At 72.4% G+C, this 23,758-nt stretch carries 19 protein-coding genes and 1 tRNA gene; 8 read left to right on the top strand and 12 right to left on the bottom strand.

The genetic code is table 11. From position 1 onward, the window contains the following. The first annotated feature begins 3 nt into the window (after window positions 1-3). From K7787_RS15765 to K7787_RS15755, 3 genes are all read left to right on the top strand, one after another. A complete protein-coding gene (locus K7787_RS15765) occupies window positions 4-921 on the top strand; it encodes a carbohydrate ABC transporter permease (protein WP_019980541.1) in 918 nt (305 codons plus the stop codon). Window positions 922-1,371: 450 nt separating this feature from the next. Continuing rightward, window positions 1,372-2,829 carry a GH1 family beta-glucosidase gene (locus K7787_RS15760; protein WP_009188754.1) on the top strand — a complete coding sequence of 486 codons (1,458 nt, stop codon included), beginning with the start codon at window positions 1,372-1,374 and terminating at the stop codon, window positions 2,827-2,829. Window positions 2,830-3,148: 319 nt separating this feature from the next. Continuing rightward, window positions 3,149-4,201 carry a LacI family DNA-binding transcriptional regulator gene (locus K7787_RS15755; protein WP_009188753.1) on the top strand — a complete coding sequence of 351 codons (1,053 nt, stop codon included), beginning with the start codon at window positions 3,149-3,151 and terminating at the stop codon, window positions 4,199-4,201. A gap of 51 nt (window positions 4,202-4,252) precedes the next feature. Here the strand turns inward: K7787_RS15755 and K7787_RS15750 are convergent, their stop codons facing one another. The 5 genes from K7787_RS15750 to K7787_RS15730 all read right to left on the bottom strand — a co-directional run bounded on the left by K7787_RS15750 (window position 4,253) and on the right by K7787_RS15730 (window position 8,200). Beyond that, the gene (locus K7787_RS15750) at window positions 4,253-4,762 is read right to left on the bottom strand and encodes a GNAT family N-acetyltransferase (RefSeq protein WP_223001796.1); all 510 of its coding nucleotides are present in this window, start codon (window positions 4,760-4,762) and stop codon (window positions 4,253-4,255) included. 481 nt (window positions 4,763-5,243) lie between these two features. Further along, a tRNA-His gene (locus K7787_RS15745) sits at window positions 5,244-5,316 on the bottom strand. A gap of 113 nt (window positions 5,317-5,429) precedes the next feature. Further along, window positions 5,430-6,038, bottom strand: coding sequence for an oligoribonuclease (gene orn, locus K7787_RS15740; RefSeq protein ID WP_009188751.1), 609 nt, complete (start codon window positions 6,036-6,038; stop codon window positions 5,430-5,432). A gap of 127 nt (window positions 6,039-6,165) precedes the next feature. Then, on the bottom strand, window positions 6,166-7,410 hold the full coding sequence (locus K7787_RS15735; RefSeq protein ID WP_009188750.1) for a helix-turn-helix domain-containing protein: 1,245 nt from the start codon (window positions 7,408-7,410) through the stop codon (window positions 6,166-6,168). Window positions 7,411-7,789: 379 nt separating this feature from the next. Then, on the bottom strand, window positions 7,790-8,200 hold the full coding sequence (locus K7787_RS15730) for a hypothetical protein (RefSeq protein WP_009188749.1): 411 nt from the start codon (window positions 8,198-8,200) through the stop codon (window positions 7,790-7,792). A gap of 511 nt (window positions 8,201-8,711) precedes the next feature. Here K7787_RS15730 and K7787_RS15725 point away from each other — a divergent pair. Together K7787_RS15725 and K7787_RS15720 are read left to right on the top strand one after the other, a co-directional pair. Next, window positions 8,712-9,239 (top strand): universal stress protein, encoded by a 528-nt coding sequence (locus tag K7787_RS15725; RefSeq protein WP_009188748.1) that lies wholly within the window; start codon window positions 8,712-8,714, stop codon window positions 9,237-9,239. 245 nt (window positions 9,240-9,484) lie between these two features. Then, window positions 9,485-10,051: a GPR1/FUN34/YaaH family transporter gene (locus K7787_RS15720; RefSeq protein WP_009188747.1), complete on the top strand. Its 567-nt coding sequence runs from the start codon at window positions 9,485-9,487 to the stop codon at window positions 10,049-10,051. A 149-nt stretch (window positions 10,052-10,200) separates the two neighbouring features. Here K7787_RS15720 and glmS read toward each other — a convergent pair whose 3' ends face one another. Next, a complete protein-coding gene (glmS, locus tag K7787_RS15715) occupies window positions 10,201-12,018 on the bottom strand; it encodes a glutamine--fructose-6-phosphate transaminase (isomerizing) (protein ID WP_019980526.1) in 1,818 nt (605 codons plus the stop codon). Between the two features lie 35 nt (window positions 12,019-12,053). Next, window positions 12,054-12,311, bottom strand: a complete 258-nt coding sequence (locus K7787_RS15710; RefSeq protein WP_009188745.1) for a hypothetical protein — start codon at window positions 12,309-12,311, stop codon at window positions 12,054-12,056. Window positions 12,312-12,476: 165 nt separating this feature from the next. On the opposite strand from K7787_RS15710, the gene K7787_RS15705 reads away from it, so the two are divergent. Both K7787_RS15705 and K7787_RS15700 read left to right on the top strand, forming a co-directional pair. Further along, window positions 12,477-14,054 carry a purple acid phosphatase family protein gene (locus K7787_RS15705; protein ID WP_223001795.1) on the top strand — a complete coding sequence of 526 codons (1,578 nt, stop codon included), beginning with the start codon at window positions 12,477-12,479 and terminating at the stop codon, window positions 14,052-14,054. A gap of 241 nt (window positions 14,055-14,295) precedes the next feature. Next, window positions 14,296-16,008 (top strand): beta-N-acetylhexosaminidase, encoded by a 1,713-nt coding sequence (locus K7787_RS15700; RefSeq protein ID WP_372456647.1) that lies wholly within the window; start codon window positions 14,296-14,298, stop codon window positions 16,006-16,008. A gap of 148 nt (window positions 16,009-16,156) precedes the next feature. Here the strand turns inward: K7787_RS15700 and K7787_RS15695 are convergent, their stop codons facing one another. The 5 genes from K7787_RS15695 to K7787_RS15675 form a co-directional block, all read right to left on the bottom strand. Beyond that, entirely contained in the window at window positions 16,157-17,209 is a 1,053-nt protein-coding gene (locus K7787_RS15695) for an ABC transporter substrate-binding protein (RefSeq protein WP_009188742.1), read from the bottom strand. Between the two features lie 121 nt (window positions 17,210-17,330). Beyond that, window positions 17,331-18,491: an acyl-CoA dehydrogenase family protein gene (locus K7787_RS15690; protein ID WP_009188741.1), complete on the bottom strand. Its 1,161-nt coding sequence runs from the start codon at window positions 18,489-18,491 to the stop codon at window positions 17,331-17,333. Continuing rightward, entirely contained in the window at window positions 18,491-19,462 is a 972-nt protein-coding gene (locus K7787_RS15685) for a hydroxymethylglutaryl-CoA lyase (protein WP_223001794.1), read from the bottom strand. Before K7787_RS15685 ends, K7787_RS15690 begins: the two co-directional genes overlap by 1 nt. Beyond that, entirely contained in the window at window positions 19,459-21,423 is a 1,965-nt protein-coding gene (locus K7787_RS15680; RefSeq protein ID WP_164393746.1) for an acetyl-CoA carboxylase biotin carboxylase subunit, read from the bottom strand. The genes K7787_RS15685 and K7787_RS15680 overlap by 4 nt, the downstream gene beginning before the upstream one ends. A 16-nt stretch (window positions 21,424-21,439) precedes the next feature. Beyond that, entirely contained in the window at window positions 21,440-23,056 is a 1,617-nt protein-coding gene (locus K7787_RS15675) for a carboxyl transferase domain-containing protein (protein WP_019980520.1), read from the bottom strand. Window positions 23,057-23,163: 107 nt separating this feature from the next. Here K7787_RS15675 and K7787_RS15670 point away from each other — a divergent pair. Next, window positions 23,164-23,758: SACE_7040 family transcriptional regulator (locus K7787_RS15670; RefSeq protein WP_223001793.1), on the top strand; the 595-nt coding region annotated here is incomplete at its 3' end.

Raw genomic sequence — 23,758 nt, 5'->3', positions numbered from 1 at the left:
TCGATGACCACGACCAGTCCCACCAAGACCGTGCCGGACCTCGCCCCGGCACCGCTCCCCGCCGCCCCGGGCAAGGGCGGCCGCTTCAAGATCGGTGCCGGGCAGCAGCTCAGGGGCGGACCGTTCACCTACATCGCCCTGATCGTCGTCGGCCTCGGCTCGGTCCTCCCGCTGTACTGGACGCTGGTGGCCGCCTCCCACGACCAGGCGCGGGTCCTGGACAGCCCACCCCCGCTGGTGCCGGGCGGCAGACTGTGGCACAACCTCCAGGCGGCCTGGGAGCAGGCCAACCTGGCCAAGGCGATCGTCAACACCGTCATCGTGGCCGGCTGCATCACCGCCGCCACCCTGTTCTTCTGCACCCTGGCCGGCTACGCCTTCGCCAAGATGCGCTTCCGCGGCCGAGGCGCGCTGATGACCGCCGTCATCGCCACCCTCACGATCCCGCCGCAGCTCAGCGTCGTCCCGCTGTACATGATGATGTCGGACATCGGGTGGAACGGAAAACTGGAGTCGGTGATCTTCCCGACCCTGGTCGGCGCCTTCGGCGTCTTCTTCATGCGGCAGTACCTGCTGGAGGCGCTGCCCTACGAGCTGATCGAGGCCGCCAAGGTGGACGGGGCCAGCAACATCCGCATCGTGTGGAACGTCGTCCTGCCCGCCGCCCGGCCCGCGATGATGGTGCTCGGCATGCTCACCTTCGTGCAGGCGTGGAACGACTTCTTCTGGCCGTTCCTCGCGCTGGACCAGGAGAACCCCACCATCCAGGTGGCACTCGGCCAGCTCAGCGCGTCCTACACCCCCGACCAGAGCATCGTCATGGCGGGCGCGCTGATCAGCACGCTGCCGCTGCTGCTGGTCTTCGTGATCTTCGGCAAGCAGATCGTCGGGGGGATCATGGCGGGGGCGGTCAAGGGCTGACGGGGCGCGGCGGGGCGGCCGGGGCGCGCGAGGGTGTGCGGGGGAGTGCGGACACGGTACGGATCGCCTTCCCCGGGCGCCTTCCGCCCCCCTGCCCCTCCGCTTCCGCGGGGGACTCGGCGCACCGGTCCGAGCCGCCGCCCCTCCCGCCCGGTTCCGTCCGGCCCCGCACGCCGGTCGGCCGCCCTGGTCCGGTAGGGCCTGCGGAAGAGCCGTACCGGGAGCCGTATCGGAAGCCGTACCGGACCGGGCGCTCCCACCCCGTCACACCTCCCGCCCGTCACGGCCTCGTACCCCCTGACGACCTCGCGCCCCTGACGACCTCCCCGGCCGGAGCGCCCGCCCCGCGCCCGGCCACGCCCTTCCTCCCTCCTCTCTCTCCTCTCCTCTCCTTCCTCTCCTCTTCCTCTTCTTCTTCCTCCGCCACGCCACCTTGGGAGCGTTCTCACCATGACCGCCGTACGACCCGAGACCACCGCCCAGCCGGCCCCGGGCGCCGCCTCCCTCTCCTTCCCGACGGGATTCGTCTGGGGCGCCGCCACCGCGGCCTACCAGGTCGAGGGCGCCGCCGCCGAGGACGGCCGGACCCCGTCCATCTGGGACACCTTCAGCCACACCCCCGGCAAGGTCCGCAACGGCGACACCGGCGACATCGCCGCCGACCACTACCACCGCTACCGCGACGACGTGGCCCTGATGAAGCGCCTCGGCCTCAAGGCGTACCGCTTCTCCGTGTCCTGGTCGCGCGTCCAGCCCACCGGCCGCGGCCCCGCCGTAGAACGCGGCCTCGACTTCTACCGCCGGCTCACCGACGAACTCCTCCAGGCGGGCATCACCCCCGTCGCCACCCTCTACCACTGGGACCTGCCCCAGGAACTGGAGGACGCGGGCGGCTGGCCGCAGCGCGACACCGCGGACCGCTTCGCCGACTACGCCGACCTCGTCGCCCGCGCCCTCGGCGACCGCGTCGGCGTGTGGACCACCCTCAACGAGCCCTGGTGCAGCGCCTTCCTCGGCTACGGCTCCGGTGTGCACGCCCCGGGCCGTACCGACCCGGCGGCCACCCTGCGCGCCGCGCACCACCTCAACCTCGCCCACGGCAAGGCGATCGGCGCACTGCGCTCGGCGCTGCCGTCGTCCGCGCAGACCTCCATCACCCTCAATCTGCACCAGGTGCGCCCGCTCACCGACAGCGCCGAGGACGCCGAGGCCGCCCGCCGGATCGACGCGGTCGGCAACCGGATCTTCACCGGGCCGATCCTCGACGGCGCCTACCCGGAGGACCTGCTCGCCGACACCGCGCACCTGGTGGACTGGGGGCGGCTGGTGCACGAGGGCGACCTGGCCGAGATCTCCCGCCCCATCGACGTGCTCGGCGTCAACTACTACGCGCCGACCGTGGTCTCGCACCCGGCGGACGGCGCCGGCACCACCAAGAACGACGGGCACGGCGCGAGCGAGCACTCCCCGTGGACCGGCTCCGACCACATCGCCTTCCACCTCGCCAACGACGACCTGACCGCGATGAACTGGGCCATCGACCCGAGCGGGCTGCACACTCTGCTGACCGGCCTGGCGGCGTCGCACCCCGAGCTGCCGCTGATGGTCACCGAGAACGGCGCCGCCTTCGACGACTACGTCTCGCCCGAGGGCGTGGTGAACGACCCGCAGCGCATCGCGTACCTGCACGCCCACCTGGACGCGGTGCGGCGGGCCATCGCCGACGGGGCGGACGTGCGGGGCTACTTCCTGTGGTCCCTGCTGGACAACTTCGAGTGGTCCTACGGCTACTCGAAGCGCTTCGGCGCCGTCTACGTCGACTACGGCACCCAGCGCCGCATCCCCAAGGCGAGCGCCCACTGGTACGCGGAGGTGATCCGCGCGAACGCCTTGCCGGCGGGGCGCTGAGGACCCGCCGAGGATCCGCCGAGGGCGGGACGGGGGACGGGGAGGGGCGGGGGGAGGCCGGAGGACCGGCCGGAGGACCGGCCGGAGGGACGGTCGGCCGGCGGACTGGTCGGCCGCACGACCGGTCGGCCCGGGAGGACCGCCGCGCCCCCGCCCCGCCCCCCGCCCTCGTGCGTGCCCCGTGCGTCCCCCGGGCGTGCTCCGTGCGTCCCCCGCCGGGGTGGTCCCGCGGCGGAGGGGGCACGATGACGGGGGAGGGGGCGGTAGGCCGCAGGCTGTTACATTCCTGGCCTGACGGCTGCGAACGGAAGGCGCGACTATGGTCAACGGCGGGCGGAACCGTGGCGGTCGGCGGCCCACCCTGGAGGAGGTCGCCGCCCGGGCCGGTGTGGGCCGCGGCACGGTCTCGCGGGTGATCAACGGCTCGCCCCGGGTCAGCGACGCCACCCGCGCCGCCGTCGAGGCGGCCGTCGCCGAACTCGGCTACGTCCCCAACACCGCCGCCCGCGCCCTGGCCGCCAACCGCACCGACGCGATCGCGCTGGTGGTGCCCGAACCGGAGACGCGGTTCTTCGCCGAGCCGTACTTCTCCGACATGCTGCGCGGTGTGGGCGCCGAACTCGCCGACACCGAGATGCAGTTGCTGCTGACCTTCGCGGGCGGCGACCGCGAGCGGCGGCGGCTCGCCCAGTACCTGGCCGCGCACCGGGTGGACGGGGTGCTGCTGGTGTCCGTGCACGCCGACGACCCGCTGCCCGACCTGGTGGCCCAGCTGGAGATCCCGGCCGTGATCAGCGGCCCGCGCTCGGCGGCGGAGACCCTGCCCTCGGTGGACTCGGACAACTACGGCGGCGCGCGCTCGGCGGTGGAGCACCTGCTGGCCGGCGGCCGGCGCCGGATCGCCCACATCACCGGCCACCTGGACGTCTACGGCGCCCAGCGACGCGTCGACGGCTACCGCGACGCGCTGCGCGAGGCGGGCCTCGGGGTGGACGAAGTCCTGGTCGAACAGGGCGACTTCACGGAGGAGGGCGGACGGCGCGCGATGGCGCGGCTGCTGGACAACGCGCCCGACGTGGACGCCGTCTTCGCCGGTTCGGACGTCACCGCGGCCGGCGCCCGGCAGGTGCTGCGCGAACGGGGCCGCCGTACCCCCGAGGACGTGGCCCTGGTCGGCTACGACGACTCGGCCATCGCCCGGCACATGGACCCGCCGCTGACCAGCGTCCGCCAGCCCATCGAGGAGATGGGCCGCGCCATGATCGACCTGCTCCTGACGGAGATCGCCGACCGCCGCCTGGCCGGCGCCCCCGCCCACGAACCCCACCACGCGGTACTCCCGACGGAACTGGTGGTGCGGGCGTCGTCATAACGGCGGTCTCACGCGGCAGGGCGCCGGATCGGGCGGTGTGCGCCGGTCCGCTCACCACCCGCCGAGTGCCAGCCGCCACACCACCTCCCCGTCCGCCCTCTCGTCGGTCGGCGCGAGCCCGGCGGCGCGGGCGACGGCGGCGGAGGCCCGGTGCTCCGGGTGGATGTGCGCGAGGACCAGACCGACGCCCCGCCGCTCCAGCAGCCCGACCAGCCCGCGCGCCGCCTCCGAGGCGAATCCGCGCCCCTGCCAGGCGGTGCCGACCACCCAGGCGACCTCGGCGACCGAGCCGCCGGCGGTCACGGTGGCCTGCACGGTCCCCACCAGCCGACAGGGCCGCTCCCGCGTCCGCAGGACCCAGTTGCACCAGGAGACCTCGGGGTCCGGCGACCCGCCCGCCAGCCGCGCGTACCGCTCGCGCAACCGCGCCGCCCCGAGCGGCGCACCCCCGATGAACTCGTGCAGCGCCGGATCGGCCAGCACCTCTGCCATCTCCCCGGCGTGTCCCGCCTCCAGCGGCACCAGCTCGAGACGAGCGGTGCGGACGAACTCGGCACGCATACGACCCCTGACCCGGAATGGTTCACAACGGCGCGGACCCGAACGGAATTTCACCGGACGGGCGGCGGTTCCACCCGTCGGACCCCACCCGAGGACACGGCCGGCCGGCTGCCGAGGACCACTCCGACGACCTCTGGAGCGCCCACGCCATGACCCGATCGTTCCTCTTCCTCCTCGCGGGCGCCCGTGCGGACGGCAACTCGGAACTGCTCGCCCGTACGGCGGCGGAGCAACTGCCCGGCGGCACGGGCAGCGCCGGCTGGACCTGACGCGGCTGCGCCTGCCGGACTTCACGGACGAGCGGCACACCGGGAAGCCGCCACGCGCGGAAGCGGAGGACGAGACGCTGCTGCGGCGGGCGACGCTCGCCGCCACCGACATCGTGATCGTACGAGGAGTAGAGGCCGTGGCCCGGCCCTGGACGCGGCGGGGGACACGAAGAAGGGCCGCTCCGTTCTCACGGAGCGGCCCTTCTTACCAGGGTGAGTGACGGGACTCGAACCCGCGGCATCCTGGACCACAACCAGGTGCTCTACCAGCTGAGCTACACCCACCATGACCGGAAGCGGTTCACTTGGTCGTTTCCCCGACCGGCCGAGAAAAAGTGTACAGGGTCCGAAGGGGTGCTCGCGCACGACTTTCGCGGCGCCCCTCCGCGGGGACCCGTTCAGCCCTGCTGAGCAGGCAGGACGTGCTTCGCGGCGATCGCCTTCGCGGTGTCGGAGTCCGGGCCCGGCGGCGGGACGAAGACCGCCTCGCGGTAGTACCGCAGCTCCGCGATGGACTCGCGGATGTCGGCGAGCGCCCGGTGGTTGCCGTTCTTCTCCGGGCTGTTGAAGTACGCCCTCGGGTACCAGCGCCGGGCCAGCTCCTTGATCGAGGAGACGTCGACGATGCGGTAGTGGAGGTAGCCCTCCAGGACCGGCATGTCGCGCAGCAGGAAGCCGCGGTCGGTGCCGACCGAGTTCCCGCACAGGGGCGCCTTGCCGGGCTCCTTCACATGCTCGCGGACGTAGGCGAGCACCTGCTCCTCGGCGTCCTTCAGGGTCGTGCCGCCGGGCAGCTCGGCGAGCAGGCCGGACGCGGTGTGCATCTGGCGCACCACCTCCGGCATCGTCTCCAGCGCGGCGTCCGGCGGGCGGATGACGATGTCGACTCCCTCGCCGAGCACGTTCAGCTCGGAGTCGGTGACGAGGGCGGCCACCTCGATGAGAGCGTCGTCGGACAGCGAGAGGCCGGTCATCTCGCAGTCGATCCACACCATGCGATCGTTCATGTGTGCAACCTTACGGCGAGCGGCCCCCGGCCGGACCCGCCGTGCACCGCCGCGACGGCACACGGCGCGGGAAGAGGCACGGGACGCGAACGGGCGGGCGCCCCCAGGACGCCCGCCCGCTCCTCGCTCAGCTGCCGGACCGCTGCCCCGGCAGGCTCGCCGACAGGGCCCCCGCCGGCGTCCGCCGGGCCTGGTGCGGCACCGGGCCGTCGGAGTGCAGCGACGACGGCACCGGACCCGCGGGCTGCGGCATGCCCACCGGTCCGGCCGGAGCCGGTCCGGCGAGGCCCTGGCCGTTCGGGCCCGGCCCGCCCGGCCCCAGCGGCTCCTCGCCCTCGCCCGGCCGCTCGCCCTGCGGGCGGCGCGCCCGGTACGCGGCCCGGTAGGCGGCCGGGGACGACCCCAGCTGCCGCCGGAAGTGGCCGCGCAGCGCCACGGGGGAGCGGAAGCCGCAGCGGCCCGCCACCTCGTCCACCGAGTAGTCCGACGTCTCCAGCAGCCGCTGCGCCTGCAGCACCCGCTGGGTGATCAGCCACTGCAGCGGGGCGCTGCCGGTGAGCGAGCGGAAGCGGCGGTCGAACGTCCGCCGGCTCATGTACGCGCGCGCCGCCAGCGTCTCCACGTCGAACTGCTCGTGGAGGTGCTCCAGCGCCCAGGCGACGACCTCGGCGAGCGGGTCGGCGCCGATCTCCTCGGGTAAAGACCTGTCGAGATAGCGCTCCTGCCCGCCGCTGCGGCGCGGCGGGACCACCAGCCGGCGGGCCAGCGCGCCGGCCGCCTCGTTGCCGTGGTCCGTGCGCACGATGTGCAGGCACAGGTCGATCCCGGCCGCGGTGCCCGCCGACGTCAGCACATCGCCGTCGTCGACGAACAGCTCCCGCGGATCGACGTGCACCGACGGGTAGCGCTTGGCCAGCGTCGGCGCGTACATCCAGTGGGTGGTCGCGGGACGGCCGTCCAGCAGGCCTGCGGCGGCCAGGACGAACGCCCCGGTGCACAGGCCGACGATGCGGGCCCCCTCTTCGTGCGCCCGGCGCAGCGCGTCGAGCGCCTCCGCGGGCGGCGGCGAGGTGATCGAACGCCAGGCCGGCACGACGACCGTGCCCGCCCGCGAGATCGCCTCCAGGCCGTGTGGCGCGGTGAGTTCCAGGCCCCCTGTGGTCCGCAGCGGGCCGTCCTCGCCGGCCGCCACCAGCAGGCGGTAGCGCGGCACTCCGGCGTCCTGGCGGTCGATCCCGAACACCGAAAGCGGTATGGAACTCTCGAAGATGGGGCCGCCGCTGAACAGCAGCACCGCGACGATCTCCTTGCGGCGTCGCCCGGAAAGCTTCCGGGCCGCGGCATCCGGCGCGGCAGTGGAGTCGTGGCTCATACTGCTAAGCCCCCCTCGGTGGTCGCGGCTCCTCGGTTGTGTCGCTCCTGCACGTTTCCCCTCGGTCCTGCACGAGTCCCCCGCCGTAAAGACAGTCAAGATCGAATCTACTGTGTCCAGCCGTGCGCCAGTGGCCAGTTCACCACCCGGCACATTGTCGACATGGCAACTTGGCGTGAAGCATTCGATCACGAAGCGTCGCACTAGCGCGGCGCGCAGGGAAGTGCGCCTCGTCGCGGTGGCCAATCCACGTAGGGTGCGCAGACCCCCTGTGGCCCTTTCCGTGCAGGTCGAACGGGGGTTGGGGGGTACTTCGGCCAGGGAAAGCACAACTCAGAGAAGTTGGCTGAAAAGATACGGGCGGGGGCGCGGAAACCGGTCAGTCAGCCGGTGTAGTTCCGCCGGGGTGCCGGTGGCCCCGGTGAGCCCCCGTACCGGTCCGCCGCCGCCGGCCGCGGTGCGGTACGCGTTCCTCGGCGCGCAGCCGGGCCGCCCCGCGCTCCGACTGGCGCAGCAGGACGCGGCAGGCTCCGGTCACGGCCGCCAGCCCCAGCGCGGTCCCGGCGGCGTCGGCCGGCGGCGTGCCGTACCAGAGCAGGACCGCCGGTACGAGCGCGCAGCTGAAGGCCGCCCAGCGGAGCACCTCGGTCACGCCGCCGTCGGTCGGACCGCCGTCGCCGTCGGCCGTCCCCGGCGGTGGCGGCGGCGCGGGGCGGGTCCCAGCTGCGGGGCGGCCGCCCGGGTCGCCGGGAACACCGGTCGCACCCGGGACAGTACGGGGTCCGGACACGGCGCGCTCCCTGATTGCTCCCGGCGACGGCTCGCCGGGTTCAACGCCGGTTCGGTCCGTCGGTCACTGTCCGGAGCCGACGGGCCTCTCCGCGACCGTCCCGCGCGCCCCTTTCCGTGACCTCCCGCGCGCCCTCCGCACGTCGCGCGCCGCCCGCGCGCCGGTCCCGCACCGGACCCGCGCCCCGATACGTACCGCCCTGTCAGGGCCTCCCGCCTTCCCCCACATGCCCCTCTTCAATCCCACTGGCCCCACCGGAACCTCCACGCTCCGGCCATGGCCCGTTCATAGCGCGCAAACCGCCTGTACGGGGCAGCAACCATTGCGTTACGGGCGCGCGTCGTGCATGCTCCGGTGAACCGCGCCGAACCGCCACGGAGAGTGCGCGGAATCTGGGCTAGAAAGGCTTGGCGCCGTACCCTTGGGGGTATGGGGACGGGAAGACGATTCCCGGACACAGCTTCGCCGCAGACTGTCGTCCCCGACTAAGGATCACATCGCCGAGACAGCCATGGCCGGTCACGAATTCTTCGAACCCGCGGACCGCAAGCGGCCGGTCGCCGACCCCACGGCGGCCGATCCCCTGGCGGCGCAAGAGCCACGCCACCCCTGCGATCCGGCGTTCAAGCACGGCGTCGTCGTCGGTTTCGACGGGTCCGACTCCAGCGAGCGCGCCCTCGCCTACGCGATCGGGATGGCCCACCGCACCCGCTCCGGTCTGATCATCGTCCATGTCGCCAACCGGCTGCCCACCACGGTGTGGGCCGGCTGCGAGCCACCCGTCTTCGTGGACGTGCCCGACCACCGCACCGAGGTCCTCGGCCTGGAGCTGGCGTGCGCGGAGTACCTCGCCGAGGTGCCGTGGATCCTGGTCGAGCGCGGCGGCGACATCTGCCACGAGCTGGAAGAGGTCGGCAAGGAGTACGCGGCGGACGCCATCGTCGTCGGCACCACCCACGGGCTCGTGGGCCGGATCTTCGGCTCGGTGGCCGGGCGGCTCGCCAAGCGCGCGCAGCGGCCGGTCGTCGTCATCCCGTAGACCGTCCCCGGCCATCCGCGGACCGCCCACGGCCACCCGTACGCCGTCCTCGGTCACCCGCCCTTCCCGGCCATTCCGTACGCCGTCCCCGTGGCTCGCGGGAGCGGCTTCGGCTCTCCCCAACTCGCCTGTGCGACCGGGCACTTCGAGGTGCGAACCTACTCGCGCGTAGAGGTGTTCGTGCCTTTGTGAAGGGCATATACCGGTCACCGCACAACTGCACACAGGCATGAAGGGAGCCCGCCGTGGCCAACGACGTCTCTGCGGGAAGCGCGACCACCACCATCGCCGGCCGACTCGCCCTCTTCGTCACCCTGCTGGCCTTCGGCCTCGGGAACACGAGGGTCGTCCACTCCGTCACCGCCGCCGACGCCGTGACGGTGGCTCACTACATAGGCGGAGCAGCCCTGTTCCTCATAGGACTGCTCGCCTTCCACGACCGCGACACCGCCTCCGGCACGGCCTTCACGGCCTTCGGCGCCCTCTGGTTCACCTGGGCGCTCTCGGCCGGCGGGCCGTCCTCCGCCAACGCCGGGGGACTGTTCCTGGTCCTGTTCGCCGCGGTGGTCCTCACACTGACCCTCGCGGCCGGCGATCAGCTCACCCAGGCCGGGTACGGGCTGTTCCTGGTCTCGCTGGTCCTGCTCGCCATCGCCGACTTCGCCGGGAACGACGGGCTCGGCAAGGTGGGCGGCTGGTTCTCCGTGGCCGCGGGAGCGGTGGTCTGGTACGCGGCCACCGCCGCGCTCGCGCACTGGCCCACGGCGTTCTCGCGTCGCGCTGCCCGCCGGGGGGTGACGGCCACCGGCTAGCCGCGCGGGCCGGGGGGTGGGCGGCTCCCCGGCATGCGGGGCGGCCCCCCACGTGGTCGGTGGCGACACGTGGGGGGCCGTTCTGTTTCGTCGGCCTCTGCGGGGCCGTTCTGTCCGTGGGCTCTGTTCGTCGCCCGCGCGGGGGAGTCCTACTCCACCGTCACCGACTTCGCCAGGTTGCGCGGCTTGTCGATGTCGCGGCCCAGGGCCAGGGCCGTGTGGTACGACAGGAGCTGGAGCGGGATGCCCATGAGGATCGGGTCCAGCTCGTCCTCGTTCTTCGGGACGACGATCGTCTGGTCGGCCTTCTCCTGCACCTGGTGGGCGACGGCGAGGATCTTGCCGCTGCGGGCCTTGATCTCCTCCAGGGCCGCGCGGTTCTTCTCCAGCAGGTCGTCGTCCGGCACGATCGCGACCGTCGGCAGCGCGGGCTCGATCAGGGCCAGCGGGCCGTGCTTCAGCTCGGAGGCCGGGTAGGCCTCGGCGTGGATGTAGGAGACCTCCTTGAGCTTCAGGGAGGCCTCGCGGGCCACCGGGTAGCCGCGCACCCGGCCGATGAAGAGCATCGAGCGGGCGTCCGCGTAGCCCTCGGCCAGCCGCTTGATCTCCTCCTCCTGCTTCATGATCTCGGTGATCTGCTCGGGCAGGCGGCGCAGGCCCTCGATGATCCGCTTGCCGTCGCGCACCGACAGGTCGCGGATGCGGCCGAGGTGCAGGGCGAGCAGCGCGAAGGCGACGCAGGTGTTGGTGAAGCACTTGGTGGACACCACGCACACCTCGGGGCCGGCGTGCACGTAGATGCCGCCGTCCGCCTCGCGGGCGATCGCGGAGCCGACGACGTTGACGACGCCGAGCACCCGCGCGCCCTTGCGCTTGAGTTCCTGCACGGCGGCCAGCACGTCGTAGGTCTCGCCGGACTGGGAGACCGCGATGTAGAGGGTGTCGGGGTCCACGACCGCGTTGCGGTAGCGGAACTCGGAGGCCGGCTCGGCGTCGGCGGGGATCCGGGCCAGCTCCTCGATCATCTGCGCGCCGATCATGCCGGCGTGGTACGAGGTGCCGCAGCCGAGGATCTTCACCCGGCGCACCGCGCGCGCCGCGCGGGCGTCGAGGTTGATGCCGCCGAGGTGCACGGTGGCGAACCGGTCGTCGATCCGGCCGCGCAGCACCCGGTCCACGGCCTCGGCCTGCTCGTGGATCTCCTTGTGCATGTACGTGTCGTGGCCGCCCATGTCGTACGACTCGGCCTCCCACTCCACGGTGGTCGGCTCGGCCGTCGTACGGGTGCCCTCGGTGGTGTACGTGCGGAAGTCGTCGGCCTTGAGGGTGGCCATCTCGCCGTCGTCGAGGGTGACTATCTGGCGGGTGTGGGCGACCAGCGCGGCGACGTCGGAGGCGACGAACATCTCCTTCTCGCCGATGCCGAGGACGACCGGCGAGCCGTTGCGGGCGACGACGATGCGGTCGGCGAAGTCGGCGTGCATGACGGCGATGCCGTAGGTGCCCTCGACCAGGCGGACCGCGGCGCGGACCTTCTCCTCCAGCGTCGCGGCCTCGGAGCGGGCGATGAGGTGGACCAGGACCTCGGTGTCGGTCTCGGAGAGGAACTCGACGCCGTCCGCCTCCAGCTTGCGGCGCAGGTCGGCGGCGTTGTCGATGATGCCGTTGTGCACGACGGCGACCTTCTGGTCGGCCGACATGTGCGGGTGGGCGTTCACGTCGGAGGGGGCGCCGTGCGTGGCCCAGCGGGTGTGGGCGATGCCGGTGGTGCCCTTGAAGCGCGCCGGGACCTTGGCCTCCAGGTCGCGGACCCGGCCCTTGGCCTTGACCATCTTCAGACCGGGCGCCTTCGGCGAGGTGACGACGATGCCCGCGGAGTCGTAGCCGCGGTACTCCAGGCGCTGCAGGCCTTCCAGGAGCAGCGGCGCGACGTCACGCTTGCCGATGTATCCGACGATTCCGCACATAAAGACGTATTCCTCAGGGTTGGAGGGCGGGGGACTCAGCCGTAGACGATGCGGCGCAGCTGGCGGAGGGACAGCTCCGGCGGCGCGACCGCGCGGTACTTCAGGTCCGTCCCGATCCGTTCGAAGATCTCCGCGTTCACCAGGCCCTGCGCCTGGAGTTCGCGGTGGCGGCGACGGACGAACTCCTCGGTCGTCTCGTCGAAGTAGGCGAGCACGTCCTGGATCACCCGCAGCGCCTCGCCCCGGCTCAGCGGCGTGGAACGCGTCAGATGATCTACAAGTTCGTCGTGCACCCGGTAGATCCTGGGGTACCGGCGATACTTTCGCAAGAATCTTGCCCGATTTCGGGCAGGCGCCTCTTGGGGTTCTTGTGAACTCCTGTTCGCATGCTGTCCACTCGGCGGCCCGCGTCCCGTCGCGCGGGTGCACCATTTTCAGACGCCATGGACATTCCTCGCATGGGCGTTCCCGAGCAGCTGGCCGACCGCATGAGCATGGCCGAGCAGCACGAGTACCTGCGCTCCAAGTTCTCGCGGCGCACGATGATGAGAGGCGGCGCGGTCACTCTCGGCGCCGTCGCCGGTGGCGCGTTCCTGACGGGCACCGCCGCCCAGGCCGCCGTCCCGGCCCAGCGCACCACCCCCTCCGCGGCCCCCTCGACGCAGCACGTCGACGGCGCCTACGTCGCCCCGTTCGGCCGCCACCTGGCCTACGGCAACGACCCGCGCACCGAGATCACCGTCTCCTGGCAGGTCCCGGTCGCCGTCAAGAAGCCGTTCATCCGCATCGGCGCCCACCCCTGGGACCTCTCCCGCAAGATCGAGGCCGAGGTCCGCACCCTCTACACCCCGGCCGGCGTCGGCGCGAGCGGCGACCACACGCAGTACTACCTGCACGCCAAGCTCACCCACTTGCGCCCCGGCCGGACCTACTACTACGGCGTCGGCCACCAGGGCTTCGACCCGGCCCAGGCGCACCTGGCCGGCACCCTCGGCACCTTCACCACCGCCCCCGACCACAAGGCGCCGTTCACCTTCACCGCCTTCGGCGACGAGGGCGTCGGCTACCACGGCCTGGCCAACAACAGCCTGCTGCTCGGCCAGAACCCGGCCTTCCACCTGCACGCCGGCGACATCGCCTACGCCGACCCGTCCGGCGCCGGCAAGACCGCCGACACCGGCTTCGACTCGCGCACCTGGGACCAGTTCCTCGCCCAGACCGAGTCGGTCGCCAAGCAGATCCCGTGGATGCCCGCCTACGGCAACCACGACATGGAGGCCTGGTACTCGCCCAACGGCTACGGCGGCGAGGACGCCCGCTGGACCCTGCCCGACAACGGCCCCGACGCCGAGAACCTGCCGGGCGTCTACTCCTTCGTCTACGGCAACACCGCGGTCATCTCGCTGGACGCCAACGACATCTCCTTCGAGATCCCCGCCAACCTCGGCATCTCCGGCGGCACCCAGACCAAGTGGCTGGAGGCGCAGCTGAAGAAGTTCCGCGCCTCCCGGGACGTCGACTTCGTCGTCGTCTTCTTCCACCACTGCGCCTACTGCACCTCCACCGCGCACGCCTCGGAGGGGGGCGTGCGCCAGGAGTGGGTGCCGCTGTTCGAGAAGTACTCCGTGGACCTGGTCATCAACGGCCACAACCACCAGTACGAGCGCACCGACGTCATCAAGGCCGGCGCGGTCACCAAGAAGCTCCCGATCGGCGCCACCGCCTACCCGGAGACCGAGGGCGTCGTCTACGTCACCGCCGGCGCGGCGGGCCGCAGCCTGTACGCCTTCACCGCCCCCGACTCCTACGAGGGCCACGAGCACGAGGTCGAGTCGGTCGCCTCCTTCGTCAACACCAAGGACGGCAAGAAGAACGAGACGGTCACCTGGTCGCGCGTGCGCTACCTCGACTACTCCTTCCTGCGCGTGGACGTCCAGCCCGCCGCGCGCGGCCGGTACGCCACGCTGACGGTGCGCGGCATCGCCGAGACCGGCGAGCAGATCGACCACTTCACGGTGGCCCGCCGGGCGAAGTAACGCCCGCCGCCCCGCAGGTTCCCCGCCTCGCCGGTTCCCCGCCCGCCGCCGGGGGACCGCCGACCGCTGCCCGGCTCCCGCCCGTCGCCGACGGAGGGCGCCGGGCAGCGCCGTTCCCGTGCCGCCCTACGGATGATTTCGCCGGGGGAGAGACGGTTCGGCCGCTGCTGCGGGACAGTGGTCAATAGCCTCGGGCCGTGCACCAGGCCCCTGTCCTCGTCCGAACGTAAAGGGAGCGCATGTGAGACGGCACCACAGCACGACTCCCCGCACGCACCGCGAACTCCACCCGACCCCCCGCCCCCGCAAGCCGGTCGGCTTCCGGCCGGCCCGCGCGGCCCGCGCCCTCGGCGCGCTGCTGCTCGTCTCCGCGGCCGGCGCCTGCGCCGTGGGCGCCGCCCCCGCCGGGCACGAGAACGCCGTACGGGAGAACGCCGCGCGGGCGAGCGCCGCGCACAGCCGCGCGGCCGTGACCCCGCTCGACCAGGTGATCCCCGCGCCCGCCTCCGTGCGGCCCGGCGGATCCCCGTACCGGCTCACCGCCGGCGCCCGGATCCGCGTGGACGACGCGCCCGCGGTCCGCGCGGTCGGCCAGTACCTCGCGGACGTCCTGCGCCCGTCGACCGGCTACCGGCTGCCGCTGACCACGCACGCCGCCGCCGGCATCCGACTGCGCCTGGCCGAAGGACCGTTCGGCGCCGAGGGCTACCGCCTCGACAGCGGCCCCGCCGGGGTGACCCTCACCGCCCGCGAACCGGCCGGCCTCTTCCACGGCGTGCAGACCCTGCGGCAACTGCTGCCCGCCGCCGTGGAGAAGAAGACCGTGCAGCCCGGCCCCTGGAAGGTCGCCGGCGGCACCGTCACCGACACCCCGCGCTACGCCTACCGGGGCGCCATGCTCGACGTCTCCCGGCACTTCTTCACCGTCGCGCAGGTCAAGCGCTACATCGACGAACTCGCCCTGTACAAGGTCAACGAGCTGCATCTGCATCTGAGCGACGACCAGGGCTGGCGCATCGCGATCGACTCCTGGCCGCGCCTGGCGTCCTACGGCGGCTCCACCCAGGTCGGCGGCGGCCCCGGCGGCCACTACACCAAGGCCGACTACCAGGAGATCGTCCGCTACGCCGCCTCCCGCTATCTGGAGGTCGTCCCCGAGATCGACATGCCGGGCCACACCAACGCGGCCCTCGCCTCCTACGCCGACCTCAACTGCGACGGCGTCGCGCCCCCGCTCTACACCGGCACCAACGTCGGCTTCAGCTCCCTGTGCGCGGGCAAGGAGATCACCTACAAGTTCGCCGAGGACGTGATCCGCGAGCTGGCTGCCCTCACCCCGGGCCGCTATCTGCACATCGGCGGCGACGAGGCGCACTCCACCAGCCACGAGGACTACACGACGGTCATGAACCGCGTGCAGCCCCTCGTCGCCGAGTACGGCAAGACGGTCATCGGCTGGCACCAGCTGACCGGCGCCACCCCCGCCAAGGGCGCCCTCGCGCAGTACTGGGGCCTGGACTCCACCAGCGCGGCCGAGAAGGAGCAGGTCGCGCGGGCCGCGCGGAACGGCACCGGGCTGATCCTCTCCCCGGCCGACCGGGTCTACCTCGACATGAAGTACACCAAGGACACCCCGCTCGGCCTCGCCTGGGCCGGCTATGTCGAGGTGCGGCGCTCCTACGACTGGGACCCGGCGACCTATCTGCCCGGCGCGCCCGCCTCCGCGGTACGGGGCGTGGAGGCGCCGCTGTGGTCGGAGACGCTGGCCACCTCCGCCCAGCTGGACACGATGGCCTTCCCGCGGCTGCCCGGCGCCGCCGAACTCGGCTGGTCGCCCGCGGCCACGCACGACTGGGACGCCTACAAGGTCCGGCTCGCCGCGCAGGCGCCGCGCTGGGACGCCCTGGGCATCGGCTACTACCGCTCGCCCCAGGTGCCCTGGCCGAGCAGCTGACCGGCGCACAGCGCGACGGGCGCCCCGGAGGACCGTACTCCGGGGCGCCCGCCCGTTCCCGGCGGCTGCGGCGGTGTGCTCGCGCACCCTCGCGGGCCGTCGCCGGGAATGCTCCTGACGCGAGATCAGGGTGTTGTGTACGCGGCGGTCAGGAGACCTTCTTCGCCGTCTCGATGGCCTTGGCGAGGTCCTCCAGCAGCGGCACGCACTTGTCGTAGGACAGGATCGGCTCCGGGTTGCGGGCGATGACCTGGTTCGCCTTGACCGCGGGGAGCTTCTTCCAGGTGGCCTGGGTGATGGCGGCGGGCTGGATGGCCGAGGTGCGGTTGTCCATCATGATGATGTCCGCCGCGTACTTGTCGACGTTCTCCCAGCTCAGCGACTCGTACCAGCCGCCGCCCTTGGCCTTGGCCTGCTCGGGCGGCTCGACGAGGTTCACGCCGAGCGCCTTGAAGTACTCCAGGTCGATGGAGAGGTTGGAACCGGAGACGTAGAACAGGTCCTGGCTGGCGGAGCCGACCAGCACCTTGATGTCGGGCTTGGCCTTGGCGGCGGCGCGCAGCCGGGCGGCGGCGTCCTCGAAGCGCTTCTTGGCCTGCTTGACCTTCTCGGTGTCCACGTCGGCGCCGAGCGACTTCGCCAGCGCGAGCATGCGCTCCAGCGGCTGGGTGAGCTGGCGGTCGTAGACGGAGACGCCGACCGAGGGGGCGCCGACGGCGAGGATCTTCTTCTTCGACTCCTCCGGGACGTACCAGAGGGTGCCCGCGCTGTCGAACATCGTGGAGATCAGCAGATCGGGGGCGAGGGAGGCGTACTTCTCGATGTTGAACTGGCCCCACTCGTTGCCGAGGACCGTCACCTTGGTGACGTCCATGTCGCCGGCCTGGACGTCGGCCTTGCCGTCCTTGGTCGTGGTGGGACCGAAGACGCCCTTGACCGGGACGCCGTAGTCGTACAGCGCGGCGGCGACGCCGACGAAGGCGACGATGTTCGAGGGGACCTTGTCGGCCTTCGCCGTCTGCCCGCGGTCGTCCTTGAAGGACCAGGGGCCGGACTTCGCCGCGCTCCCCTTGCCGCTGTCCGACCCGCCGTCCTTGCCGTCCCCGTCGCCGCAGGCGGCGAGCGCGGCGCCGAGGCCGATGGCACCGCCGGCGGCGAGGATGCCGCGGCGGGAGAGACGGGGGATACGGGGCTGGGACATGGGCGTGCTGCTTTCGAACGGGGCGGGGAACCGCCGGTGAGGTTCGAAGGTAGGTTAGCCTAACCTCATCCTCTGTCCAGGGCCGGGGGACCCCGCCCGTCCGGGCGTCAGGGGCGGCCGCTCAGCTCGTAAGGCCCAACTCCCGCGCGATCAGCATGCGTTGCACCTCACTGGTGCCCTCGCCGATCTCCAGGATCTTCGAGTCGCGCCACATCCGGGCCACCGGGTACTCGTTCATGAAGCCGTAGCCGCCGTGGATCTGCGTGGCGTCGCGGGCGTTGTCCACCGCGATCGTCGACGAGTACAGCTTCGCCAGCGCCGCCTCCTTCTTGAACGGCTCGCCCGCCACCAGCCGGTAGGCCGCGTCCCGCCAGGCCAGCCGGGAGGTGTGCGCCTTCATCTCCATGTCGGCGATCTTGAACTGGATCGCCTGGTTGGCGCCGATCGGCTTGCCGAAGGCGTGCCGCTCCTTGGCGTACTTCACCGACTCGTCCACGCAGCCCTGCGCCAGGCCGGTCGCCAGCGCCGCGATCGCGATGCGCCCCTCGTCCAGGATGCGCAGGAACTGCGCGTAGCCGCGGCCCTGTTCGCCCAGCAGGTTGGCGGCCGGCACCCGCACGTCCTGGAAGGACAGCTCACGGGTGTCCGAGGCGTTCCAGCCGACCTTGGAGTAGGCGGGCGCCACCGTGAAGCCGGGCGTCCCGGAGGGGACGATGATCGAGGAGATCAGCGGCCGGCCGTCGCTCTTGCGGCCGGTGACCGCCGTGACCGTCACCAGACCGGTGATGTCCGTGCCGGAGTTGGTGATGAAGCACTTGGCGCCGTTGATGACCCACTCGCCGCTCTCCTCGTCCAGGCGGGCCGTGGTGCGGGTGGCGCCCGCGTCCGAGCCGCCGTCCGGCTCGGTCAGGCCGAACGCGCCGAGGATCTCGCCCGCGCACAGCTTCGGCAGCCACTGGCGCTTCTGCTCCTCGGTGCCGAACAGATGGATCGGCATGGCGCCCAGCGAGACGCCCGCCTCCAGGGTGATGGCCACGGACGAGTCCACCCGGGCCAGCTCCTCCAGGGCGATGCCGAGCGCCAGGTAGTCGCCGCCCATGCCGCCGTACTCCTCCGGGAACGGCAGCCCGAACAGGCCCATCCGGCCCATCTCCCGCACGATCTCGTACGGGAACTCGTGCCGCTCGTAGAAGTCGCCGATCTTCGGCGCCACGACGTCGTGCGCGAACTCCTCCACCGTACGGCGGAGTTCCTCCAGCTCGGGGGTGAGGCGGTGGTTCATCACTGCTCCTTGTGGGAGAGGGCACGCAGGGTGCGGGAGGGACTGGGCCGGCCGAGCCGGGCGGCCATCCACTCGCTCGTGGCGGTGAGACGGCCGAGGTCGACTCCGGTGTCGATGCCGAGGCCCCGCAGCATCCACACCAGGTCTTCGGTGGCGAGGTTGCCGGTGGCGGACTTGGCGTACGGGCAGCCGCCGAGGCCGCCGGCGGAGGCGTCCACGGTGGTGACGCCGTGCTGGAGCGCGGCCAGGGTGTTGGCGAGCGCCTGGCCGTAGGTGTCGTGGAAGTGCACGCCGAGCGCGGCGGTGGGCACCCGCCGCTCGTTCAGCGCGGAGAGCAGTTCCAGGACGTGGCCGGGGGTGGCCACGCCGATCGTGTCGCCGAGGCTCAGCTCGTCGCAGCCCATGTCGAGCAGCGCCCGGCACACCCGCACCACCTGGTGGACCGGGACCGCGCCCTCCCACGGGTCGCCGAAGCACATCGACAGATAGCCGCGCACATGGGCGCCGGAATCCTTCGCGCGCGCCACCACCGGCTCGAACATGGCCAGCGCCTCGTCCACCGTGCGGTTGAGATTGGCCTTGGCGAAGGACTCGGTGGCGCTGGCGAAGACGGCGATCCGGGACGCGCCCAGCGACAGCGCCCGCTCGAGGCCGCGTTCGTTGGGCACCAGCACCGGCAGGTCCACCGGGAGACCGGCGACCTGCGGGAACAGCTCCTCGGCGTCGGCCAGCTGGGGCACCCACTTGGGGTGGACGAAGCTGGTCGCCTCGATCGTCGTCAGACCGGCGTCGGCCAGGCGGCGGATGAACTCCGCCTTCACCTCGGTCGGCACGGCCGTCTGCTCGTTCTGCAGGCCGTCGCGCGGGCCCACCTCGTGGATCCTGACCCGGGCGGGCAGGTCCGGGGCGGGCACCACCATGGGCAGCGGCTCGGCCGCGGGGGCGCCGGCCGCGGGGGTGCCGTCGCTCATCGCCGCACCGTCCCTTCCTCGTCGTCGTGCGACGCCTCGTCGTGCGGCGCGATGACCGCGAGGACCTGGTCCATGGCGACCGTCGTGCCCGGCGAGACGTCCAGCTCGGTGACCGTGCCGGCGTGCGGGGCGGAGATGACGTGCTCCATCTTCATCGCCTCCACCACCAGCAGGCTCTGGCCCGCCGTCACCTCGTCGCCGACGGCCACCTTCACCACCGTCACCGTGCCGGGCATGGGGGCGGTGAGCGAGTCGGCGCCGGCGTGGGCGGCGCGGGTGAGGGAGGCGGCGACCGGGTCGTGGTCGCGCACCTGCCAGGCCTCGCCGTCCCGGCCGAGCCAGTCGGCGGCGCGGTGGAAGGTGTGCCGCACCCCGTCCAGGACGACCGAGACCGTGTCGTCGGTGACCGTGTGGACGCCGCGCGGGACGTACTCCACCGGGTCGCTCACCCGCAGGTGGAAGGCGAGCGGCTTCGGCTCGCCGCCCAGCCGCCAGCCGCTCGGCACGGAGAACGGGTCCGTCCAGCCGGCGTCGTCGGCCTTCGGCCGCAGCGCGTCCAGCCGGACGGCGGCCGCCGCCTCGTACACCTCCTCGGGCACCTCGGTGGAGACCAGGTCGTCCACCACCCGCTCCACCAGACCGGTGTCCAGCTCGCCCGCCGCCACCGCCGGATGCGCCAGCAGACGGCGCAGGAACGCGGCGTTGGTCTGCACGCCGAGAGTGACGGTCTGCGCCAGGGCCGCGCGCAGCTTCCTGAGCGCGGTGGCGCGGTCGGGGCCGTAGGCGATCACCTTGGACAGCATCGGGTCGTAGAGGCTGCCGACCTCGGTGCCCTCGCTCAGCCCCGAGTCGGTGCGCACGCCGTCGCCCTCGGGCTCGTGCAGCTTGAGCACCGTGCCGCCGGAGGGCAGGAAGCCGCGCGCGGGGATCTCCGCGCACAGCCGGGCCTCCACCGCGTGCCCGGTGAGGGCGATGTCCTCCTGCGCGAAGGGCAGGTGCTCGCCGGCCGCCACCCGCAGCTGCCACTCCACCAGGTCCAGGCCGGTGATCAGCTCGGTGACCGGGTGCTCCACCTGGAGGCGGGTGTTCATCTCCATGAAGTAGTACGAGGAGGGGTCGCCGCCGGGGACGATGAACTCCACCGTGCCCGCGCCGCGGTAGCCGCAGGAGCGGGCCGCCTGGACCGCCGCCTCGCCCATCGCGGCGCGCGTCGCCTCGTCCAGCAGGACGCTCGGCGCCTCCTCGATGATCTTCTGGTGGCGGCGCTGCAGCGAGCACTCGCGCTCGCCGAGATGGATCACCCGGCCGTGGCCGTCGGCCAGGACCTGGATCTCGATATGGCGCGGGGTGTCCACCCAGCGCTCCACCAGCAGCGTGTCGTCGCCGAAGGAGGCGCGGGCCTCTCGGCGCGCGGCGGCGATCTCCTCGGCCAGCCGGTCCGCCTCGCGCACCAGCCGCATGCCCTTGCCGCCGCCGCCCGCCGACGGCTTCAGCAGCACCGGCATGCCGATCTCCCGGGCCGCCTCGGCGAGCTGGTCGTCGCTCAGCCCGGAGCCGCTGGAGCCGGGCACCACCGGCACCCCGGCCGCCCGCACCGTCTCCTTGGCCCGGATCTTGTCGCCCATCAGCGAGATCGCGTCGGCCGGCGGGCCGATGAAGACCAGCCCGGCCTCCTCGCAGGCGCGCGCGAAGCCGGCGTTCTCCGCCAGGAAGCCGTACCCCGGGTGGACCGCCTGCGCGCCGGTCAGACGGGCGGCCTCCAGCAGCCGCTCCACCGACAGATAGCTCTCGGCCGCGGGCGGCGGGCCGATCCGCACCGCCGTGTCCGCCTCGCGCACATGGCGGGCGTCCGCGTCGGCGTCGGAGAAGACCGCCACCGAGCGCACCCCTAGGGCGCGCAGGGTGCGGATCACCCGGACGGCGATCTCGCCGCGGTTGGCCACCAGAACTGTCTCGAACATGCTCACGAGATCCCCCTCACATCCGGAAGACGCCGAACTGGGGGTCGCCCAGCGGAGCGTTGGCGCACGCGGTCAGGGCCAGGCCCACCACCTGGCGGGTCTCCAGCGGGTCGATCACACCGTCGTCCCACAGCCGGGCGGTGGCGTAGTAGGCGTTGCCCTGGCGCTCGTACTGCGCGCGGATCGGCGCCTTGAAGGACTCCTCGTCCTCCGCGGGCCACTGCTCGCCGCGCGCCTCCAGCTGGTCGCGCTTGACGGTGGCGAGGACCGAGGCGGCCTGCTCGCCGCCCATCACGGAGATCTTGGCGTTCGGCCACATCCACAGGAAGCGGGGCGAGTAGGCCCGGCCGCACATGGAGTAGTTGCCCGCGCCGTACGACCCGCCGACGACGACCGTCAGCTTCGGCACCCGCGTGCAGGCGACCGCGGTGACCATCTTCGCGCCGTGCTTGGCGATGCCGCCCGCCTCGTAGTCCCGGCCGACCATGAAGCCCGAGATGTTCTGCAGGAACAGCAGCGGGATGCCGCGCTGGTCGCACAGCTCGATGAAGTGCGCGCCCTTCTGCGCCGACTCCGAGAACAGGATGCCGTTGTTGCCGATGATCCCCACCGGGTGGCCGTGGATCCGGGCGAAACCGGTGACCAGGGTCTGGCCGAACTCGGCCTTGAACTCCGCGAACCGCGAGCCGTCCACCACGCGCGCGATGATCTCCCGCACGTCGTAGGGGGTGCGGGAGTCGACCGGCACCGCGCCGTACAGCCCGAACGGGTCCACCTTCGGCTCCACCGGAGCGGTGACCTCCCAGGGCAGCGGGCCGCGCGCGGGCAGCGTGGCGACGATGTTCCGCACGATGCGCAGGGCGTGCGCGTCGTCCTCGGCGAGGTGGTCGGTGACGCCGGAGGTGCGGGAGTGCACCTCGCCGCCGCCCAGCTCCTCCGCCGTGACGACCTCGCCCGTGGCCGCCTTCACCAGCGGCGGGCCGCCCAGGAAGATCGTGCCCTGGTTGCGGACGATCACCGCCTCGTCGCTCATCGCCGGGACGTACGCCCCGCCCGCCGTGCAGGAACCGAGCACCGCCGCGATCTGCGGGATGCCCGCGCCGGACATCCGCGCCTGGTTGTAGAAGATCCGCCCGAAGTGCTCGCGGTCCGGGAACACCTCGTCCTGCATCGGCAGGAACGCGCCGCCGGAGTCCACCAGGTACAGGCACGGCAGCCGGTTCTCCAGCGCCACCTCCTGCGCCCGCAGATGCTTCTTCACCGTCATCGGGTAGTACGTGCCGCCCTTGACGGTGGCGTCGTTGGCGACGATCACGCACTCCCGGCCGCTGACCCGGCCGATGCCGGCGATCACCCCGGCGGCCGGGGCCTGCCCGTCGTACATCCCGTCGGCGGCCAGCGGCGCCAGCTCCAGGAACGGCGAACCGGGGTCGAGCAGCGCGTCCACCCGCTCGCGCGGCAGCAGCTTGCCGCGGGCGGTGTGCCGCGCCCGCGCCCTCTCGCCGCCGCCGAGCCGGGCCGCGGCCAGCTTGCCGCGCAGCTCCTCGACGAGCGCCCGGTGCGCCTGTTCGTTGGCCCGCCAGGCCTCCGACGCGGGGTCGGCCGCGCTCGTCAGCTCCGGTGCCTCGTGCATCCCTGTGGTCCCCTCACCCGGTGGTCGACGTGGTCCACTTGTTAATGAGCGTTAACCCATCGCCTTCAGGTTAACGAGCGCTAACGTCGCTGTCTAGAATTGTTCTCATGGCCATGCGAACCGACGCCCCCACCCGCCGCGAGCAGATCCTCAAAGAGGCCGCACGCCTGTTCGCCGAACGCGGGTTCCACGGCGTCGGCGTCGACGAGATAGGCGCCGCGGTGGGCATCAGCGGGCCCGGCCTGTACCGGCACTTCCCCGGCAAGGACGCGATGCTCGCGGAACTGCTGGTCGGCATCAGCGGCCGGCTGCTGACCGGAGCGAAGCGGCGCCTGGCGGAGGCGGACGGGGTGGCCGGGCCCGAGGCGGTCCTCGACTCGTTCATCGAGGGGCACATCGACTTCGCGCTCGACGACCGGCCCCTCATCACCTTGCACGACCGCGAGCTGGACCGCCTCCGGGACAGCGACCGCAAGCTCGTGCGGCAGTTGCAGCGGCAGTACGTGGAGCTGTGGGTGGAGGTGGTGCGGGAGGTGCACCCCGGGCTCAGTGAGCCCGCGGCGCGGTCCGCCGTGCACTCGGTGTTCGGGCTGCTGAACTCCACTCCGCATCTGGGGCGGCGGGGGGTGCTGCCCGGGCGGGGGGCCACGGCGGAGTTGCTGCATCGGATGGCGCGGGGGGCCTTCGCGGCGGCGTCGCCTC

It is taken from the genome of Streptomyces sennicomposti (assembly GCF_019890635.1).
Classification (GTDB): Bacteria; Actinomycetota; Actinomycetes; order Streptomycetales; family Streptomycetaceae; genus Streptomyces; species Streptomyces sennicomposti.
Note: the sequence above shows the minus strand (reverse complement) of the source record. Positions and strands in the feature narration are given on the sequence as shown.

Bases quoted from the DNA above. Each gene is read 5' to 3' on its own strand.
- K7787_RS15765 (WP_019980541.1), top strand. From the start codon at position 4: ATGACCACGACCAGTCCCACCAAGACCGTGCCGGACCTCGCCCCGGCA.
- K7787_RS15760 (WP_009188754.1), top strand. From the start codon at position 1,372: ATGACCGCCGTACGACCCGAGACCACCGCCCAGCCGGCCCCGGGCGCC.
- K7787_RS15755 (WP_009188753.1), top strand. From the start codon at position 3,149: ATGGTCAACGGCGGGCGGAACCGTGGCGGTCGGCGGCCCACCCTGGAG.
- K7787_RS15750 (WP_223001796.1), bottom strand. From the start codon at position 4,762: ATGCGTGCCGAGTTCGTCCGCACCGCTCGTCTCGAGCTGGTGCCGCTG.
- orn (WP_009188751.1), bottom strand. From the start codon at position 6,038: ATGAACGATCGCATGGTGTGGATCGACTGCGAGATGACCGGCCTCTCG.
- K7787_RS15735 (WP_009188750.1), bottom strand. From the start codon at position 7,410: ATGAGCCACGACTCCACTGCCGCGCCGGATGCCGCGGCCCGGAAGCTT.
- K7787_RS15725 (WP_009188748.1), top strand. From the start codon at position 8,712: ATGGCCGGTCACGAATTCTTCGAACCCGCGGACCGCAAGCGGCCGGTC.
- glmS (WP_019980526.1), bottom strand. From the start codon at position 12,018: ATGTGCGGAATCGTCGGATACATCGGCAAGCGTGACGTCGCGCCGCTG.
- K7787_RS15705 (WP_223001795.1), top strand. From the start codon at position 12,477: ATGGGCGTTCCCGAGCAGCTGGCCGACCGCATGAGCATGGCCGAGCAG.
- K7787_RS15695 (WP_009188742.1), bottom strand. From the start codon at position 17,209: ATGTCCCAGCCCCGTATCCCCCGTCTCTCCCGCCGCGGCATCCTCGCC.
- K7787_RS15690 (WP_009188741.1), bottom strand. From the start codon at position 18,491: ATGAACCACCGCCTCACCCCCGAGCTGGAGGAACTCCGCCGTACGGTG.
- K7787_RS15685 (WP_223001794.1), bottom strand. From the start codon at position 19,462: ATGAGCGACGGCACCCCCGCGGCCGGCGCCCCCGCGGCCGAGCCGCTG.
- K7787_RS15680 (WP_164393746.1), bottom strand. From the start codon at position 21,423: ATGTTCGAGACAGTTCTGGTGGCCAACCGCGGCGAGATCGCCGTCCGG.
- K7787_RS15675 (WP_019980520.1), bottom strand. From the start codon at position 23,056: ATGCACGAGGCACCGGAGCTGACGAGCGCGGCCGACCCCGCGTCGGAG.